This is a genomic window from Paracoccus sp. TOH (assembly GCF_030388245.1).
Lineage (GTDB): Bacteria > Pseudomonadota > Alphaproteobacteria > Rhodobacterales > Rhodobacteraceae > Paracoccus > Paracoccus simplex.
Genome location: NZ_CP098360.1, coordinates 997,830 through 1,014,240 on the forward strand (window position 1 = coordinate 997,830; position 16,411 = coordinate 1,014,240).

The 16,411-nt window shown below is 69.2% G+C and carries 15 protein-coding genes; 7 read left to right on the top strand and 8 right to left on the bottom strand.

All coding sequences use genetic code 11. The annotated features are described in order from the left end of the window. Nucleotides 1-11: 11 nt before the first annotated feature. On the bottom strand, nucleotides 12-749 hold the full coding sequence (locus NBE95_RS04915; protein ID WP_289894738.1) for a double zinc ribbon domain-containing protein: 738 nt from the start codon (nucleotides 747-749) through the stop codon (nucleotides 12-14). 31 nt (nucleotides 750-780) lie between these two features. Here NBE95_RS04915 and NBE95_RS04920 point away from each other — a divergent pair, with 31 nt between their 5' ends. After that, complete coding sequence (locus NBE95_RS04920; RefSeq protein ID WP_289894739.1) at nucleotides 781-1,620, top strand: methyltransferase domain-containing protein; 840 nt, start codon at nucleotides 781-783, stop codon at nucleotides 1,618-1,620. After that, the gene (hemH, locus tag NBE95_RS04925) at nucleotides 1,617-2,648 is read left to right on the top strand and encodes a ferrochelatase (RefSeq protein ID WP_289894740.1); all 1,032 of its coding nucleotides are present in this window, start codon (nucleotides 1,617-1,619) and stop codon (nucleotides 2,646-2,648) included. Before NBE95_RS04920 ends, hemH begins: the two co-directional genes overlap by 4 nt. 38 nt (nucleotides 2,649-2,686) lie before the next feature. Here hemH and dhaL read toward each other — a convergent pair whose 3' ends face one another. The 5 genes from dhaL to NBE95_RS04950 are packed head-to-tail and all read right to left on the bottom strand — an operon-like array spanning nucleotide 2,687 to nucleotide 8,070. Next, nucleotides 2,687-4,456 carry a dihydroxyacetone kinase subunit DhaL gene (gene dhaL, locus NBE95_RS04930; RefSeq protein WP_289894741.1) on the bottom strand — a complete coding sequence of 590 codons (1,770 nt, stop codon included), beginning with the start codon at nucleotides 4,454-4,456 and terminating at the stop codon, nucleotides 2,687-2,689. Between the two features lie 25 nt (nucleotides 4,457-4,481). After that, nucleotides 4,482-5,297 (bottom strand): TIM barrel protein, encoded by an 816-nt coding sequence (locus tag NBE95_RS04935; RefSeq protein ID WP_289894742.1) that lies wholly within the window; start codon nucleotides 5,295-5,297, stop codon nucleotides 4,482-4,484. A gap of 59 nt (nucleotides 5,298-5,356) precedes the next feature. Continuing rightward, a complete protein-coding gene (locus NBE95_RS04940) occupies nucleotides 5,357-6,115 on the bottom strand; it encodes an SDR family NAD(P)-dependent oxidoreductase (protein WP_289894743.1) in 759 nt (252 codons plus the stop codon). A gap of 37 nt (nucleotides 6,116-6,152) precedes the next feature. Continuing rightward, nucleotides 6,153-7,202, bottom strand: coding sequence for a transketolase family protein (locus tag NBE95_RS04945; RefSeq protein ID WP_289894744.1), 1,050 nt, complete (start codon nucleotides 7,200-7,202; stop codon nucleotides 6,153-6,155). 13 nt (nucleotides 7,203-7,215) lie between these two features. Next, nucleotides 7,216-8,070 carry a transketolase gene (locus tag NBE95_RS04950; protein WP_289894745.1) on the bottom strand — a complete coding sequence of 285 codons (855 nt, stop codon included), beginning with the start codon at nucleotides 8,068-8,070 and terminating at the stop codon, nucleotides 7,216-7,218. A gap of 294 nt (nucleotides 8,071-8,364) precedes the next feature. On the opposite strand from NBE95_RS04950, the gene NBE95_RS04955 reads away from it, so the two are divergent. The 5 genes from NBE95_RS04955 (at nucleotide 8,365) to NBE95_RS04975 (ending at nucleotide 13,107) form a co-directional block, all read left to right on the top strand. Further along, nucleotides 8,365-9,342 carry a TRAP transporter substrate-binding protein gene (locus NBE95_RS04955; protein WP_289894746.1) on the top strand — a complete coding sequence of 326 codons (978 nt, stop codon included), beginning with the start codon at nucleotides 8,365-8,367 and terminating at the stop codon, nucleotides 9,340-9,342. Continuing rightward, nucleotides 9,339-9,905 (top strand): TRAP transporter small permease, encoded by a 567-nt coding sequence (locus NBE95_RS04960; RefSeq protein ID WP_019352749.1) that lies wholly within the window; start codon nucleotides 9,339-9,341, stop codon nucleotides 9,903-9,905. Before NBE95_RS04955 ends, NBE95_RS04960 begins: the two co-directional genes overlap by 4 nt. Continuing rightward, nucleotides 9,902-11,161: a TRAP transporter large permease gene (locus NBE95_RS04965; RefSeq protein WP_289894747.1), complete on the top strand. Its 1,260-nt coding sequence runs from the start codon at nucleotides 9,902-9,904 to the stop codon at nucleotides 11,159-11,161. The genes NBE95_RS04960 and NBE95_RS04965 overlap by 4 nt, the downstream gene beginning before the upstream one ends. A gap of 9 nt (nucleotides 11,162-11,170) precedes the next feature. Further along, on the top strand, nucleotides 11,171-12,058 hold the full coding sequence (locus NBE95_RS04970; RefSeq protein WP_289894748.1) for an NAD(P)-dependent oxidoreductase: 888 nt from the start codon (nucleotides 11,171-11,173) through the stop codon (nucleotides 12,056-12,058). A 74-nt stretch (nucleotides 12,059-12,132) separates the two neighbouring features. Then, nucleotides 12,133-13,107 carry a LysR substrate-binding domain-containing protein gene (locus NBE95_RS04975; protein ID WP_289894749.1) on the top strand — a complete coding sequence of 325 codons (975 nt, stop codon included), beginning with the start codon at nucleotides 12,133-12,135 and terminating at the stop codon, nucleotides 13,105-13,107. Nucleotides 13,108-13,155: 48 nt separating this feature from the next. On the opposite strand, the gene NBE95_RS04980 is transcribed toward NBE95_RS04975, so the two are convergent. Together NBE95_RS04980 and NBE95_RS04985 are read right to left on the bottom strand one after the other, a co-directional pair. Further along, nucleotides 13,156-15,222 (bottom strand): TRAP transporter permease, encoded by a 2,067-nt coding sequence (locus NBE95_RS04980; protein WP_289894750.1) that lies wholly within the window; start codon nucleotides 15,220-15,222, stop codon nucleotides 13,156-13,158. 82 nt (nucleotides 15,223-15,304) lie between these two features. Continuing rightward, nucleotides 15,305-16,306 (bottom strand): TAXI family TRAP transporter solute-binding subunit, encoded by a 1,002-nt coding sequence (locus tag NBE95_RS04985; protein ID WP_289894751.1) that lies wholly within the window; start codon nucleotides 16,304-16,306, stop codon nucleotides 15,305-15,307. Nucleotides 16,307-16,411: the final 105 nt, after the last annotated feature.

Sequence of the window (16,411 nt, forward strand, 5' to 3'; positions counted from 1 at the left end):
TCGGCCCTTATCTATGCATCCTTGACCGCCCGCGCCAGAACCACCACCGAGATCGGCCCCGTTCCGGCGGCGCGCAACGCCTCGGCCGCTGCCGCCATGGTCGCCCCCGAGGCCATCACGTCATCGACCAGCAGCACCGCGCGGCCCTGCAGGCGCGGCGCCATGCGCGCCGGCACGGCGATGGCATCCGCGACATTGGCGAAACGGTCGCCGACGCTGCCATGGTCCTGCATCGGCGTGTGCCGCAGCCGCCGCAGCCCGCCCGGCAGATGCGCCAGCCCATGCGCGCGCGCGACGCGCCGGGCCAGCATCTCGGCCTGGTTGTATTTCCGCTTCAGCAGCCGGCGCGGATGCACCGGCACCGGCACCACCACCATGTCCGGCCGCAGCAGCGGCAGCGCCGCCCGCGCCACCCAATCGCCCAGGGCGGGCGCCAGGTCCAGCCGGTCGCCGTGTTTCAGCATCAGCGCCAGCTTGCGCCCGGTGCCGCGATAGGCCAGCGCCGCGCGGCCGCGCAGCCAGGGCCGCTGGACGCGCAGGCAGTCGTCGCAGACCAGCAGTCCCGCCGCCTCGTCGGCCTCGTCCCCTGGTCCGCCGCCGGGCAGCGGCACCCCGCAGCGCCCGCAGCAGGTTCCCTGGATGAATTCCGCCTCGCGCCAGCAGGCGGCGCACAGCCCGCCCTCCTCGGCGACCGGCGCGCTGCAGCACAGGCATTGCGGCGGGTAGATCAGCCGCAATGCGCCTTTCATCAGGCCGCGAAGCCCCCTATGTTCTGCCTCCATGATGCCTGACCGTTCCACCCCCGTTCCCAGCCTTACCGACCGCGGTGCGCTCGAGCGGAACCGCCGCCGCGCCCTGCACCTTGGGCCGGTGGATTTCCTGCACCGAATCGTCGCCGACGAGATCGAGGATAGGCTGGCGGAGGTTAACAGGAGGTTTAGCGACATCGCCGTGGTGACGGGTCTGCCGGAGTTCTGGCAAAAGGCCATGCCCGGCGCGAAGATCGTCGCCGACGCGCCCCGGCTGGACCTGCAGCCCGGCGCGCATGACCTGGTGATCCATGCCATGGCGCTGCATTGGGCCGAGGATCCGGTGGGCCAGCTTGCGCAGGCGGCCCGGGCGCTGCGTCCCGACGGGTTGCTGATCGCCGCCTGTCCCGGCGGGCGCAGCCTCTTCGAGCTGCGCGAGGTGCTGACCCGCGCCGAGGCCGAGGTCTCGGGCGGCCTGTCGCCGCGCGTCCTGCCGATGGGCGAGATCCGCGATCTGGGCGGGTTGCTGCCGCGTGTCGGGCTGGCGCTGCCGGTCGCCGACCAGATCACCCAGGTCGCCAGCTATCGCAGCCTGTTCCACCTGGCCCGCGACCTGCGCGCCATGGGCGAGGGCAATGCGCTGGCCGGCCGGCTGCGCCATCCCACGCGGCGCGATGTCCTGATGCGCGCCGCCGCGCTTTATGCCGGGGATCACCCCGATCCGCAGGACGGCACGCGCATCCGGGCCACCTTCGAGCTGGTCTTCCTGACCGGCTGGGCGCCCGATGCCAGCCAGCAGAAACCGCTTCGCCCGGGCTCGGCTAGGATGCCGCTTGCCGAGGCCCTGTCCCGCACGAGAAAGCCCGAATGACCCTTCCCGAGCACGCTCCCGCCAGCCATCCCGCGATGCCCCCTCGCAAGATCGGGGTGCTGATCGCCAATCTGGGCACGCCCGACGCGACCGATTACTGGTCGATGCGGCGCTACCTGTCCGAATTCCTGTCCGACAAGCGGGTGATCGACTATCCGGCCTGGAAATGGCAGCCGCTGCTGCAGACGGTCATCCTGACCAAGCGGCCCTTCACCTCGGGGGCGAATTACAAGACCATCTGGAACAACGAGGCGAACGAAAGCCCGCTGATGACCATCACCAAGGACCAGGTGGCGGCGCTGCGGGACCGGGTGGCGGCGCTGTGGGGCGACCGGGTGATGGTCGATTTCTGCATGCGCTACGGCAATCCCTCGACCCCCGACGTGGTCGCGCGGATGGTCAAGGCGGGTTGCGACCGCATCCTGTTCCTGCCGCTTTATCCGCAATATGCGGGTGCGACGACGGCGACGGCGAACGACCAGTTCTTCCGCGCGCTGATGGCGGAAAAGCGGCAGCCGGCCGCGCGCACCGTGCCGCCCTATTTCGACCGGCCGGACTATATCGCGGCGCTGGCCGGCTCGGTCGAGCGTGCGCTGGGCGGCCGCCAGCCCCGCAAGCTGGTCGCCAGCTATCACGGCATGCCCAGGCGCTATCTGCTGGAGGGCGACCCCTATCATTGCCAGTGCCAGAAGACCTCGCGCCTGCTGCGCGAGCGGCTGGGCTGGCCCGAGGGCGTGATCGACACCACCTTCCAGTCGGTCTTCGGCACCGAGGAATGGCTGCGCCCCTATACGGTCGAGCATGTGGCCGAGCTGGCGAAACAGGGCATCACCGAGATCGCGGTGATCTCGCCCGCCTTCTCGGCCGATTGCATCGAGACGCTGGAGGAGATCCAGGGCGAGATCCGCGAGGCCTTCGTCCATGCCGGCGGCAGGGAATTCACCTATATCCCCTGCCTGAACGCCGAGCCCGCGCATATCGACGTGCTGGCGTCGGTGATCGCCGAGAACCTGGCGGGCTGGGTCTGAGACCCGGCGCGCGGCAGCGAAAGGCGCCCCGCCGGCCGTCAGGGCGCTGCCGGCTCCGCGGCGGCTGTCCGGACCAGGTTGCGGGCCATGGCGCGCAGGCTGACAAAGGCCGATGCGGCGCCCGGGTCGATATGGCCCAGCGACCGGGCGCCCAGCTTGGCCGAGCGGCCGCGGCGGCTTTCGATCCCGGCGGTCCGGCGCATCCCGGCCTCGGCCGCATCCCGCGCCGCCGTCAGCACCCCGATCTCGTCCGCGCCGGCGGCGGCGGCGGCGGTTGCGGCCTCGGCCGCCGGCAGCCAGGCGTCGATCATGGTCTTGTCGCCGGGGCTGGCGCCGCCCCGCGCCAGGATGCCGTCGCTGATGCCGGTGATCCAGGCCGCCAGCGCCGCGCCGTCCAGGTTCAGCCGGTCCTGCACCGCCCGTCCCGCCTGGCGAAACGCCCCGGCATAAAGCGGCCCCGACGAGGCGCCGACCGCCGCAAGGAAGGTCTGGCCGATCCGTTCCGAGATCGCGCCGATCAGGACCTCCGGCTCCAGCCGGTCCAGCTCGGGCAGCACCGCCGACCAGCCGATATCCATGGTCACGCCATGGTCGCCGTCGCCGATCACCCCGTCGAGCTGCGACAGCCAGTCCCGCTCCTGCCGGATCTCGGCGGCCACGGCGCGCATCATCGCGACGAACAGCGCCGGGGTGATCCGGCCGCCGGCCTGCAGGGCCGCAGCATCCGTCGCGGCGGTGTCCTCGCGGCGGATGCTGCGCCGCGCCGTGCGGCGGGCGGTCGGCGGCGGCGCCTCGACGCCCACGGTCAGGGCCGGGCTGCGGCAGGGATGATCCAGCAGCCGCGCCAGCTCGTCATCCAGCCGCAGCAGGGTGATCGAGGCACCGGCCATTTCCAGCGCCGTGGCATATTCCCCGACCCAGCTGGCATGGATGGTCACGCCCAGCCCGTCGAGGATCTGCCGCAGCCGGCGGAACAGCAGAAACAGCTCCAGCTGCGTCGTCGCGCCCAGGCCGTTCACCAGCACCGCCACCCGGTCGCCGGCCGACAGCGACAGCTCTGCTAGGATCTTCTGCATCAGGTCGTCGGTCACCGCGTCGGCCGAAGCCAGCGGGGCGCGATACATGCCCGGCTCGCCATGGATGCCCATGCCGATCTCCATCTCGGTGTCGCCGATCCGGAAATTCGGCGTGCCGGTCTGCGGCAGCGAGCAGGGGCCAAGCGCGACCCCCATCGAGCGGCAGTTGTCATTGGCGCGGCGGGCCAGCGCCTCGACCCGCGGCAGCGGCTCGCCCAGGTCGGCGGCGGCGCCGGCAATCTTGAAGACGAAGAAATCGCCGGCCACGCCGCGCCGCTCGGCCCGCCGCTCGGCGGGGGCCGAGGCGATGTCGTCGGTCACCGCCACCTGCCGGACCGGCGTGCCCTCGGCCCCGAGTTCCTCGGCCGCCATGGTGAAGTTCAGCACGTCGCCGGTGTAATTGCCGTAAAGCAGCAGCACCCCGGCACCGCCATCGGCGGCCCGGCCGGCGTCGAGGATCTGCGCCGGCGAGGGCGAGGCGAAGACATTGCCCACCGCCGCCGCATCCGCAAGGCCGCGGCCCACATAGCCGGCAAAGGCCGGCTCGTGACCCGAGCCGCCGCCGATGACGATGCCGACCTTGCCGTCGCGCGGCCCGTGGCGGGCGACGATGGCGCGGCCGGTCGGTCCCTCGACGGCCAGCAGCGCGGCATGGGCGGCGACATAGCCCTCGATGAATTCGGGGATGATGGCTTCGGGCGCGTTGATCAGCTTCTTGCTGCGTGGGGTCATGGTCCTCTCCTCGCTCTGCGGCGGCTCAGTTCAGCGGCACCAGCCGCTTCGCGGCGGCGACGGTGCGTTCCAGCCAGGCATGTTCCTGCGCGCGCGTGGCCGCCATGTCCTCGGAATGCGGCAGCCAATGTTCCAGGATCACGCTCATCTCCGGCGGGCAATGCGACAGGCAGTCGAGGATCTGCGCCAGTTCGGCCCGCCCTTCGCCCAGCGGCGTGCCGTGGATGCGGAAACCGACGCCATGGGGGTCGGGGGTGATCTGGTAGTCCTTCAGATGCAGGTTGATCGTATAGGGTGCCAGCATCCGCACCGTGGTCATCGGCCATTCTCCGGCGCAGATCGAATTGGCCACGTCCAGGCAGACGCCCAGCGATTCGTCCGCCACCTGGTCCAGAAGTTCGACCATGCGCGGCGAGGGGTAGTTGAAATGGTTTTCGATGGCGAAGCGCAGGCCAGCGCGCTTGCCGTCCGGCAGCAGCTCGCGCAGCTGCGCCGCCAGCTCCGGCACCGGCACCTGCGCGTCCTCGGCATCCAGCGCCACGCGCAGGATGCGGGCGCCGAGGCGGGCGCCGATGGGGATGTAGCGGGCCAGTTCCTCGGCATCGAAGCTTTGCGTGCCCAGTTCCAGCGCCATGCCGTAACGGTCCGCCCGGGCCTTCAGCGCCAGGTGCTCGTCGGCACCCAGCCGGTCGAGCGGCAGGTTGTCGGCATATTGCACCACCGACAGGCCGTGGCGATGCGCGATCTCCAGCAACTCCATCGCCGTCATCGGGCGCGGCGGCTGCCGGTCCCCGATGCCGATCGACCAGCGAAAGGCATAGCTGCCCAGTCCGAGCTTCATCTTTCCCCCCGTTTTCGCGGATCAGGGGCGGCGCCGCGCCGGCGCCGCCAGGCAGGTGATCAGTGGATCAGCGAACCGCCGTTCACGTCCACCTCGGAGCCGGTCACATAGGCCGACAGGTCCGAGGCCAGGAACAGCGCGCAGCCGGCCACGTCCTCGGCGGTGCCGGGGCGGCCCATGGGAATCCCGGCCTTGATGCTGTCCAGCATCTCGGGGGTCAGCAGGCCGCCGGTGATGTCGGTGGCGATGAAGCCGGGGCAGATCGCGTTCACCCGCACATTGTCCGGCGCCAGCTCGCGCGCCATGGCCTTGGTCAGGCCCAGCACGCCGGCCTTGGCGGCCGAGTAATGCGGTCCGCCGAAGATGCCGCCGCCGCGCTGCGCCGAGACCGAGGACAGGTTCACGATCCGGCCCTGCTTGCGGGCGCGCATATGCGGGATCACCGCCTGGCTGCAATACAGCGTGCCGCGCAGGTTGACGTCCAGCACCGCGTCATAATTCTGCGGCGCGATGTCCATGATCTTCAGCGGCTGGGTGATGCCGGCGTTGTTGACCAGGATGTCGATCCGGCCCCATTCCTCGATCAGCCTGTCGATGACCTGCTGCACGCCCTGAAGGTCGGTGACGTTGCAGGCCATGCCAAGATGCTGCGGGCCCAGATCGGCGGCGGCCTGCTTCGCCGCCGCCTCGTCCAGATCCAGGATGGCGACGGTGGCGCCGTGATCGGCGAAAAGCCGGGCGGTGGCCTTGCCGAGGCCGCGTTTCGACGCCGCACCGGTGATGACGGCGAACTGGCCCTGAAGCAGAGCGGTGGTCATGCGATTCTCCCTTGGTTTGCGAAGGTTGCGGCGGGCGTCACAGCCAGCCGCGGATCTGTGCGGCGACGGCCGCGGTCGAGATGCCGTAGCGGTCGTGCAGGGTGGGCAGGGCGCCGGCATCCAGGAACTGGTCCGGCAGGCCGATCATGCGGAAGGTCGGGGCGACGCCATGGGTCAGCAGCGTCGCCGCCACCGCCTCGCCCAGACCGCCGATGCGGGTGTGGTTTTCCGCGGTGACCACCAGCCGGCCGGTTTTGCCGGCCTCGGCCAGGATGGTCTCGGTGTCCAGCGGCTTGATGGTCGGGCAATGCAGCACCGCGACCGAGATGCCGTCGCGCTCCAGCGCGACCGCGGCGTCCAGGGCGCGCATGGTCATGAAGCCCGAGGCGATGACCAAGGCGTCGCTGCCGTCGCGCAGCAGCCGGGCCTTGCCCAGTTCGAACCGGTAATCGGGGCAGTGCCGGCGGATCACCGAAGGCACCTTGCCGCGCAGCAGCCGCATGTAGACCGGGCCGGGATGGGCGGCGATGGCCGGCACCGCCTCGGCCACGTCGATGGCGTCGCAGGGGTCGACGATGGTCAGGTTCGGCAGGCCGCGGAAGATCGCCAGATCCTCGGTCGCCTGGTGGCTGGGGCCATAGCCGGTGGTCAGCCCGGGCAGGGCGCAGACGATCTTGACCGGCAGGTATTCCTCGGCGATGGCCATGGCGATGAAATCATAGGCCCGGCGGCTGGCGAAGACCGCATAGGTGGTGGCGAAGGGAACGAAGCCCTCGCGCGCCATGCCGGCGGCGGCCGAGATCATCACCTGTTCGGCCATGCCCATCTGGTGGAAGCGGTCCGGGAAGGCCTCGGCAAAGACATGCAGGTCGGTGTATTTCGACAGGTCGGCGGTCAGGCCGACGATCCGGTCGTTGCGGCGCGCCTCGGCGACCAGGGCCTGACCGAAGGGCGCGGACACCGTCTCGTAGCCCTCGGCCGCCAGCGAGGCGATCATGGCCGAGGTGCGCGCCGCCTCGCCGGGTTTCGGCGCCGGGCGGGGCTGCCACTTGCGATGCGGGTCGTAGCGATGATGGGCGATGGTCATGTCCTGTCCCTCCTCAATCCGGGCGGCCGGCGTCCAGAACCGCCAGCGCCTGTTGCCATTCGTCGGGCTCGACGCGGACGAAATGCGTGATCTCGCGGCTTTCCAGGAACGGCACGCCCTTGCACATCACCGTGTCGCAGATGATCACCCGCGGCCTGGGCTCGGCCAGCGCGCGCGCGGCGTCGAAGGCGCGGACCAGCGCCGGGATGTCGTTGCCGTCCACCCGCTGGACGTGCCAGCCGAAGGCCGCCCATTTGTCCTGCAGCGGCTCGGCGCACAGCATTTCGGTCGATTTGCCGTCCGCCTGCTGGTCGTTGAAATCGACGATGCAGATCAGGTTTCCCAGCTTGTGATGGGCGGCGGACATCGCTGCCTCCCAGGTCGAGCCCTCGCCCAGCTCGCCATCCGACATCAGGTTGTAGACGAAGGCGGGGTTGCCCTTGGCGCGCAGGCCCAGCGCCATGCCGACGCCGATGCCCAAGCCCTGGCCCAGCGAGCCGCCGGTGATCTCCATCCCCGGCGTATAGGCGGCCATGCCCGACATCGGCAGGCGGGAATCGTCGGTACCATAGGTCTCCAGCTCGGCCTCGGGCAGGATGCCGGCCTCGATCAGCGCGGCGTAAAGCGCGATGGCGTAATGGCCGATGGACAGCAGGAAGCGGTCCCGGCCTTCCCATTCCGGTTCGTGCGGGCGCAGGTGCAGCGCGTGGAAATAGGACACCGCCAGCACATCGGCGATGCCGAGCGCCTGCCCGACATAACCCTGTCCCTGCACCTCGCCCATGCGGATCGCCTTGCGGCGGATCTCCCAGGCGCGGCGGGCGAGGCTGGTGTTCGACAGCAGGGCTGTCGCGCGTTCATCCTGCATGATTCCTCCTCCGGCAGTCGCGGCTGCGGCAATGGCCGCGTCGCTTTTTACTGGCGGCGGATCGGCCGGCAGGCAATTAAGTTTTCCTACCGAGTTGTTAAGAACAGCTTAGATGACCTGCTGCCGGGAATCGGCGAGGGTCTTGCCAGTCGGGCGAGGAGGACGCTCTGCCATATAAGCACCATGCTTGACATGCCGGGGGCGCGGGACGAGCTTCGCCCGCCGCGGTCGCCGGCAGGTCGGGCGGGACGGCCCTCCTGACCGGCCCGAGAGGTTTTTCTAGGGAGGAGTCACATGACAATCCGTCATCTATTCGCCGCCGCCGCGGCGCTTGCGCTTTGCGCGCTGCCGGTCTGGGCCCAGAACTTCCAGCTTTCGCACAATGCGGCGGCCGGAAACCCCAAGGACGTGGCCTCGCTGAAATTCGCCGAGCTGGTCGAGCAGAAATCCGGCGGCCGTCTGCATGTCGATGTGGGTGGCAGCGCGCAATTCGGCGACGATGCCGAGACGATCACCAACATGCGGCTGGGCACCGTCGCCTTCTCCGCCAATTCGCAGGGCACCACCTCGGCCGTGGTCCCCGAGATCGCGCTTCTGGGCCTGCCCTTCCTGTTCCAGGATCTGGCCCAGGCCGAGGCGGTGATGGACGGCCCGGTCGGCGACAAGATCGCCGCCGCCGCCGAACAGCAGGGCCTGGTGGTGCTGGGCTGGTGGAACAACGGCATCCGCGAGGTGTCGAACTCCAAGAAGCCGGTCCAGACCCCCGCCGACCTGGCCGGGATGAAGCTGCGCACGCCGCCCGATCCGATGACCATCGACATCTTCGCCGCGCTCGGCGCCTCGCCGACGCCGATGGCCTTTTCGGAGCTTTACATCGCCCTGCAGCAGGGCGTGGTGGACGGGCAGGAGAACCCGCTGATCAACATCCATTCCTCCAAGCTGCACGAGGTCCAGCCCTATATCTCGCTCACGCATCACAAATACGAGGCGACGCCGTTCCTGGCCTCGAAGATGATCTTCGACACGCTGTCGGCCGAGGATCAGCAGATCGTCCGCGATGCCGCGAAAGAAGCCGGCGCCCTGAACCGCCAGATGGTGCGCGAGCAGACCGAGGCGCTGCAGGCCGAGATGGAAGCCGCCGGCGTCACCTTCAACGAGGTCGACCCCGCGCCCTTCGTCGAGGCGACGCAGCCGGTCTATGACAAGTGGCGCAAAGACTATCCCGAACTGGTGGACGAGATCGTCGCCGCAGCCAAGGCGGCGGGCCAATGATCCAGGCCACCTGTTCGCAGGGCGATGACAGCGCGGCTTCCCCCGCCCTGCGCATCGCCAATGCGGTCGGCGCCGTGCTGGACCGCTGCGCGGTGCTGATCGCCACCGGCTCGGTGGTGGTGATCTTTCTGGCGCTGATGGCCGAGGTGGTGGTGCGCTATCTCACCAGCGCGGGCCTGGGCTGGCCGAACGAGGTGCCGAACCTGCTGTTTCCCTGGCTGGTCATGGGCGGCATCGTCATCGGTGCCAACCGCAACGCCCATATCGCCGCCGAATTCCTGCGCGCCCAACTGGACAAGCGCCAGTTGCGGCTGCTGCTGATGGCGATCCATGTGATGGTCGGAGCGGTGTTCGCCGTGCTGGCCTGGCTGTCGCTGGGGGTGATCGCGATCACCAAGGCGCAGGTCTTTCCGATGACCGGGCTGGGCCAGGCATGGGCCTATAGCTCGATGCTGTTCGGCTTTGGCGGCATCGCGCTCGCCTCGCTGGTCAACCTGGTGCGGGTGGCGTCGAGCGACGATCCCGCGACGCTGAGCCACCCGGACGCGGAGCATATGACATGACCTTCATGATGACCGGGCTTTTCGCCCTGCTGCTGTTTCTTTCCGTGCCGGTCGGCTATGCGCTGATCATGGCTTCGGGCACCGCCATCCTGTGGCAGGGCGGCACGCCGACCGTCCTGGCGGTGGTGAAGTTGTTCCAGCCGACGCAGAGCTTTCCGCTGCTGGCCATTCCCTTCTTCATCCTGTCCGGCTCGCTGATGATGTCGGGCACGCTGGGCCAGAAGCTGGTGCAGTTCGCCGCCGCCATGGTCGGCCGCTTCCACGGCGGCATGGGTCAGGTGACGGTGGTTGGCTCGACCATCTTCGGCGGCGTCTCGGGCTCGGCGGTGGCCGAGGCCTCGGCGCTGGGCTCGATGCTGATCCCCTGGCAGAAACGCGAGGGCTATCCGGCGGGCTTCGCCGCCGCGGTCACGGCCTCCTCCTCGACCATCGCCGGGCTGATCCCGCCCTCGATCCCGCTGATCCTCTATTCGACGGTCTCGAACACCTCGATCGCTTCGCTGTTCTCGGCGGCGATCCTGCCGGGGCTGATGCTGGCCTTCGGCATGATGCTGGTGTGCTATTTCTCGGGGCGGTTGCGCAACTTCCCCCGCCTGTCGAACCGGGCCGAGCTGACCGGCTTCGGCCGCTCGCTGCTGTCGGCCTTGCCGGCGCTGGCCATGCCGTTCTTCATCATCCTGTTGCTGCGCGCCGGCATCGCCACCCCGACCGAGGTCAGCGTCATCGCCGTGTTCTACGCGCTGGTGGTCAGCCTGTTGCTGTATCGCGACCTGACCCTGGCCCGGCTGCAGGAGGCCCTGGTCGGCACCGTCATCACCACCGGCGTGGTGATGCTGGTCATCGCCGCCTCGAGCCTGGTCGGCCATGTGCTCATCACCGAGCGCATCCCCGCCATGGTCGCGCAATGGTCGCAAGAGACGCTGGGCGCGCCGGTCCTGATCATCCTGATGATGAACCTGATCATGCTGGTGGTCGGCATGTTCCTGGACCTGCCGGCGGCGATCCTGCTGCTGGGGCCGACCTTCGTCGCCATCGGCCAGGCCATCGGCATGGACCCGATCCAGCTGGGGGTGATGATCTGCATCAACCTGTCCATCGGCCTGTTCACCCCGCCGATCGGCACGACGCTGTTCATCGGCGCCGCCATCGCCCGGGTGCCGATCGGCGCCGTGGTCAAGGAGCTGTGGCCCTTCTACCTGGTCGCCTTCCTGGTGCTGGTGCTGATCTCCTACATCCCCGCATTCACCATCTACTAAGGAACGGACATGCAGAAGGAACGGAAGATCGCCTTCGTCGGCCTTGGCTCGATGGGCCTGCCGATGGCCGAGAACCTGCTGCGGGCCGGCCACGCGGTCGCGGGGTTCGACACCCGGCCGGCCGCGGTCGAGGCGCTGGCCGGCGCCGGGGGGCAGCGCCCGGCCGATCTGGCCGCCGCCTGCGCGGATGCGGCGCTGCTGGTGCTGATGGTGGTGAATATCGACCAGGCGCGGGCGGTGCTGTTCCAGGCCGGCGGCCTGGCGGCGTTGCCGCCCGCGGCGCGCATCTGTCTGATGGCGACCTGCCCGCCGCAGGACGTCGCCGCCCTGGCGCGCGAGGTGGCGGCGGCCGGGCGCGAGCTGATCGACTGCCCGGTCTCGGGCGGGGTGGTGGGCGCGCGGGCGGGGACGCTGACCATCATGGTCGGCGCGCCCGCCGCCAGCTATCAGGCGGTGGCACCGGTGCTGCGCGCCATGGGCGACAGGCTTTACCATTGCGGACCCGAACCGGGGCAGGGCGCCATGGTCAAGGCGATCAACCAGCTGCTTTGCGGCGTCCATCTGGCCGCCGCCGCCGAGGCGCTGGCCCTGGGCGAAAAGACCGGCATCGACGGCGCCACCCTGCTGGAGATCGTCTCGGGCTCGGCGGCATCAAGCTGGATGCTGAAGGATCGCGGGCCGCGCATGTTGCGCCGGAACCCCGAGGTGACCAGCGCCGTCGACATCTTCGTCAAGGATCTGGGCATCGCCCTGTCGGCGGGCCGGGGCGCGGCCATGGGCCTGCCGCTGACCGCCGCGGCGCATCAGATGTTCCTGGCCGAAAGCGGCGCCGGCCACGGGCTTGCCGATGACAGCCAGGTCATCGCCGCCTATCGGCGGCTGAACGGCATCGGCTGAGCCGTGGCCGGGTTTCGCGGCGCGGCGCCTTGACGGGCGCCGCCTCTGGCTGTCCTCTGGGGGCAAGAGGAACCATGCCGCTCAATCCGAACCTGAACTCGCTTGCCTATTTCGAAGCCGTGGCGCGCACCGGTCGGGTGACGCTGGCCGCCGCCGAACTGGGCGTGTCCACCGCCGCGGTCAGCCAGCAGCTCAAGCAGCTGGAAGAGCAATGGGGCGTGCGGCTGTTTCGCCGCCAGGACCGCCGGCTGACGCTGACCCTGGACGGCGAGATGCTGTTCCAGACCACCACCGCCGCCTTTCGCATGATCCGCGGCGCGCGCTCGGCGGTGCTGCGCCAGCGCGACAGCCGGCAGCTGAACCTGCGCTCCAGCCCCAGCTTCGCGGTGCGCTGGCTGACGCCCCGGCTGAAGCATTTCCTGGAACTGAACCCGGAATGGGGCGTGCGGGTCGATGCCTCGCCCGATTTCTCGGATTTCGAGACCGAGATCATGGACCTGGACCTGCGCTACGGCTCGGGCAACTGGGCCGGGCTGCATGCGGAATGCGTGATCCGCGACTATGTGCTGCCGATGTGCAGCCCGGCCTATCGCGACATGCTGGCCGCGGCAGAGGCCGATCCGGTGCGCCAGCTGGCCCAGGCGCGGCTGATCCATTCGGTCAAGGCGCTGTATCAATGGGATGTCTGGCTGGCGGTCCACGGCATCGAGGCGCCGGACCAGCAGGCGCCGCTGCGCTTCGACCGCTCGTCCATGGCGATCCAGCTGGCGCTGGACGGCATGGGCATCGTGCTGGAATCGGTGACGCTGGCGCTGGACGAACTGCAAAGCGGCGCGCTGGTGCCGCTGTCGACCGATTTCGCCGCGGTGGAGTTTCCGGCCTATTGGGCGGTCTGCCCCGACCGGCACCTCAACCGGCGCATCGTGCGGCTGTTTCTCGACTGGCTGCGCGAGGCGGCGGCCGGCTTCCAGGAGGTGGCGCAGCAGCGGCTGACCGGGCTTGGCTGTCCGATCCGCATCGCCGCCGCGGGCGAGCCCGGCCTGCTTTGAGGACAGGGTGCCGGGCCCCGGCCGTCCGGCCGAGGCCCGCGCCGTCAGTCAGGTGGCCGGCTCGGGCCTTGGCCCCGACCGGCCGGCCAGATACTGCCGCAGCAGCACCAGGCCCAGGATCGCCGCGCCGATCACGGTCGAGACCAGCTCGGGCGCGATCATCATCAGCGCCGCCACCGGCAGCAGCAGCCGCTCGATGGTCAGCAGCGGCCCCAGCAGCCAGTTGGTGATCGCCGCCGACAGCGCCACGATGCCCAGCACCGCGCCGGTAAAGGCCAGCAGGAAGTCGGGCAGGGTGAAGGCCTGCGTCACCAGCAGCAGCGAGGGCGAGAAGACGAAGACGAAGGGCACCATCGCCTTGCCCATCGACAGCCGGAAGGCGGTGTTGCCGGCCTTGAAGCCGTTGGCCCCGGCGATCCCGGCCCCGGCATAGGCGGCCAGCGCCACCGGCGGCGTCACGTCGGCCAGCACGCCGAAATAGAACACGAAGAAATGCGCCACCAGCGGCTCGACATTCATCATGCCCAGCACCGGCGCCGCCACCGCGACCATGATGATGTAGTTTGCCGTCGTCGGCACGCCGCAGCCCATCAGCACGCAGACCACCGCCGTCATCAGCAGGGTGAAAAGCAGCGTCAGGGTCTCGATGCTGAACAGCTCGAAGGGCAGCACGGCCAGCAGCCCGTGCAGCGAGGCGGCCCAGTTTGCCGCCACCGAGGTCACCATGAAGGCGATCTTGAAGCCGACGCCGGTCAGGGTGACAATGCCGATCACCACGCCGACCAGCGCCGCCGCCGCCGTCACCGCCAGGGATTGGCGGGCGCCGGCGACGAAGCCTTCATAGATGCCGGTGGCGGTTTCCCTGATGCCCTCGACGGCGCCCGCCGCCATGACCCGCTGGATCAGATAGACGGCCATGCAGGCGGTGATGGCCCAGAAGGCCGACAGGAAGGGCGTGCGGCCCGACATCAGCATCCAGACCAGCAGCACCAGCGGCAAGACCGACAGCCAGCCCTCGCGCAGGACTTTCCAGGCCTTGGGCAGCTCTTCCTGGCGCAGGCCGCGGATGCCCAGGCGCTTGGCCTCCAGATGCACCTGAACCAGCACGCCGAAGAAATGCATGAAGGCCGGGACCACCGCCGCGATCAGGATGGTGCGCAGCGGGATGCCCAGATATTCGACCATCAGGAAGGCGACCGCGCCCATGACCGGCGGCGTGATCTGCCCGCCGGTCGAGGACGCCGCCTCGACCGCGGCGGCGAAATGGCGCTTGAAGCCGATCTTGATCATCGCCGGGATGGTCAGCGCGCCGGTGGTCACGGTATTGGCGATCGACGAGCCCGAGATCGTGCCCAGCATCGCCGAGGAAATGACCGAGACCTTGGCCGGCCCGCCGGCGAAGCGCCCGGCCAGCGCCGTGGCCAGGTCGATGAACAGCTGGCCCAGGCCGATCTTCTGCGCCATCACCCCGAACAGCACGAAATGAAAGACATAGGTGGCGATGACGCCAAGCGCGGTGCCGTAGATGCCCTGCGAGGTCAGGTAAAGGTGGTTGACGATGGTGGACCAGTCCGCGCCGGGGTGGACCAGGATGCCGGGCATCGACTTGCCGAAATAGGCATAGGCGATGAACAGCCCGGCGATCACCGGCAGCGGCCAGCCCATCGAGCGGCGCACCGCCTCCATCAGCACCAGCAGCAGCACCGTGCCCATGACGATGTCGATGGCCAGCGGGTTGCCGACGCGGAACTGCAACTGGTCATAGATCCAGGGCACGTAGAAGGCGCTGACCGCGCCGCCGATGGCCAGCACCCAGTCCGTCACCGGCACGCCGAGAATGGCGAAGCCGTCGGTCTTGTGGCGGTTGCGCGCCAGGGCCGAGAAGCTCAGGAAGATGATGAACAGCGACACGCCCATGTGCAGCCCGCGATGCGTGGTGGCGCGCGGGATGCCGAAGCCGGCGGTGTAGAAGTGATAGCACGACAGCAGGAACAGGATGATCCCGGACAGGATGGCGATCGGCCGCGTCACGGTGCGGAATCGCGCCTCGGGATCGTATTCTTCCTCCAGGGCGCGAAGCTCATCCTCGGAAAGCGGGCGGGTTGTCTCGGTCATGGGGGGGTCCTGCCGTTCGGTTCAAGGGCAAAGGACGCGGACCGGGGGCCGGCCGCGTCCTTTCGTCAGCCTGCGGCCATGCTCACTCGAGCTTGCCGGCTTCCTTGTAGAAACGCTCGGCGCCCGGATGGAAGGGGATGCCGGCGCCCTGGGTGGCGCTGTCCAGCGTGATCAGCTTGCCCTTGGCATGGCCGGCGGCGAACAGCTTCTGGGTGTTCTCGTTGTAAAGCGCCTTGGTGATGCCATAGATCAGCTCCTCGGGCTGGTCGGCATTGGTCACCAGCTGCGCCCCGACCGAGATCGTGGAGACATCGGCAGCCTGCCCTTCATAGGTGCCGGCCGGAACGGTGTCGGCGGCGAAGAAGGTATAGGTCTCGCGCAGCTTGTCGACCTCGGGGCCGGTGATCGGCACCAGCACCACGTCATGCTGGCTGGCCAGCTCGGCGATGGCGCCGGCCGGATAGCCGCCGACGAAGAAGAAGGCGTCCATGGCGCCATCGCGCATCCGGTCCGCCGCCTGGTCGGGCTTGAGATATTCCGCTGTCACGTCGGCTTCCGACATGCCGAAGGCCTCCAGGATGATCTTGGCATCGACCAGTGTGCCCGAGCCCGGCTCGTCCAGCGACACCCGCTTGCCCTTGAGATCGGCGACCGAGGCGATGCCCGCATCGGCCCGGGCGACCAGATGGATGCTTTCGGGATAGAGATTGGCGATCAGCCGCAGCTTCTCGACCGCCGGCTGGCCTTCCCACAGCCCGGTGCCGGTCTGCGCCCAATAGGCGACGTCGGACTGGCTGAAGCCGGCCTCCATCGCGCCGCCGTTGATGGCGTTCACATTGCCGACCGAGCCGTTCGAGGCCACCGCCGTCGCCACCAGCCCCGGCACCCCGCACGAACCGCCGTCCTCGCAGGCGCGCGAGCCGGGCGGGCTGGAGATGGCGTTGGCGATCAGCCCGCCGATCGGATAATAGGTGCCCGCCGTGCCGCCGGTGCCGATGCGGAAAAACGACATTTCCTGCGCCGCAGCGGCCTGGCCGAAAGAGGCGGCAATGGCAAAAGCCGCAAGCAAAGTCTTGAGTTTCATGTACCTATCCCTGTTTCCCGGATCCTCTGGACAAAGGTTAGCCCAAGCCCGCCGCTGACGACAACCCGGGCAGCGGCGCGCGTGCGGTTGCCGCTACGTCATGCC

Coding starts and splice junctions, on each gene's coding strand:
- NBE95_RS04915 (WP_289894738.1), bottom strand. CDS start 749: ATGAAAGGCGCATTGCGGCTGATCTACCCGCCGCAATGCCTGTGCTGC.
- NBE95_RS04920 (WP_289894739.1), top strand. CDS start 781: ATGATGCCTGACCGTTCCACCCCCGTTCCCAGCCTTACCGACCGCGGT.
- hemH (WP_289894740.1), top strand. CDS start 1,617: ATGACCCTTCCCGAGCACGCTCCCGCCAGCCATCCCGCGATGCCCCCT.
- dhaL (WP_289894741.1), bottom strand. CDS start 4,456: ATGACCCCACGCAGCAAGAAGCTGATCAACGCGCCCGAAGCCATCATC.
- NBE95_RS04935 (WP_289894742.1), bottom strand. CDS start 5,297: ATGAAGCTCGGACTGGGCAGCTATGCCTTTCGCTGGTCGATCGGCATC.
- NBE95_RS04940 (WP_289894743.1), bottom strand. CDS start 6,115: ATGACCACCGCTCTGCTTCAGGGCCAGTTCGCCGTCATCACCGGTGCG.
- NBE95_RS04945 (WP_289894744.1), bottom strand. CDS start 7,202: ATGACCATCGCCCATCATCGCTACGACCCGCATCGCAAGTGGCAGCCC.
- NBE95_RS04950 (WP_289894745.1), bottom strand. CDS start 8,070: ATGCAGGATGAACGCGCGACAGCCCTGCTGTCGAACACCAGCCTCGCC.
- NBE95_RS04955 (WP_289894746.1), top strand. CDS start 8,365: ATGACAATCCGTCATCTATTCGCCGCCGCCGCGGCGCTTGCGCTTTGC.
- NBE95_RS04960 (WP_019352749.1), top strand. CDS start 9,339: ATGATCCAGGCCACCTGTTCGCAGGGCGATGACAGCGCGGCTTCCCCC.
- NBE95_RS04965 (WP_289894747.1), top strand. CDS start 9,902: ATGACCTTCATGATGACCGGGCTTTTCGCCCTGCTGCTGTTTCTTTCC.
- NBE95_RS04970 (WP_289894748.1), top strand. CDS start 11,171: ATGCAGAAGGAACGGAAGATCGCCTTCGTCGGCCTTGGCTCGATGGGC.
- NBE95_RS04975 (WP_289894749.1), top strand. CDS start 12,133: ATGCCGCTCAATCCGAACCTGAACTCGCTTGCCTATTTCGAAGCCGTG.
- NBE95_RS04980 (WP_289894750.1), bottom strand. CDS start 15,222: ATGACCGAGACAACCCGCCCGCTTTCCGAGGATGAGCTTCGCGCCCTG.
- NBE95_RS04985 (WP_289894751.1), bottom strand. CDS start 16,306: ATGAAACTCAAGACTTTGCTTGCGGCTTTTGCCATTGCCGCCTCTTTC.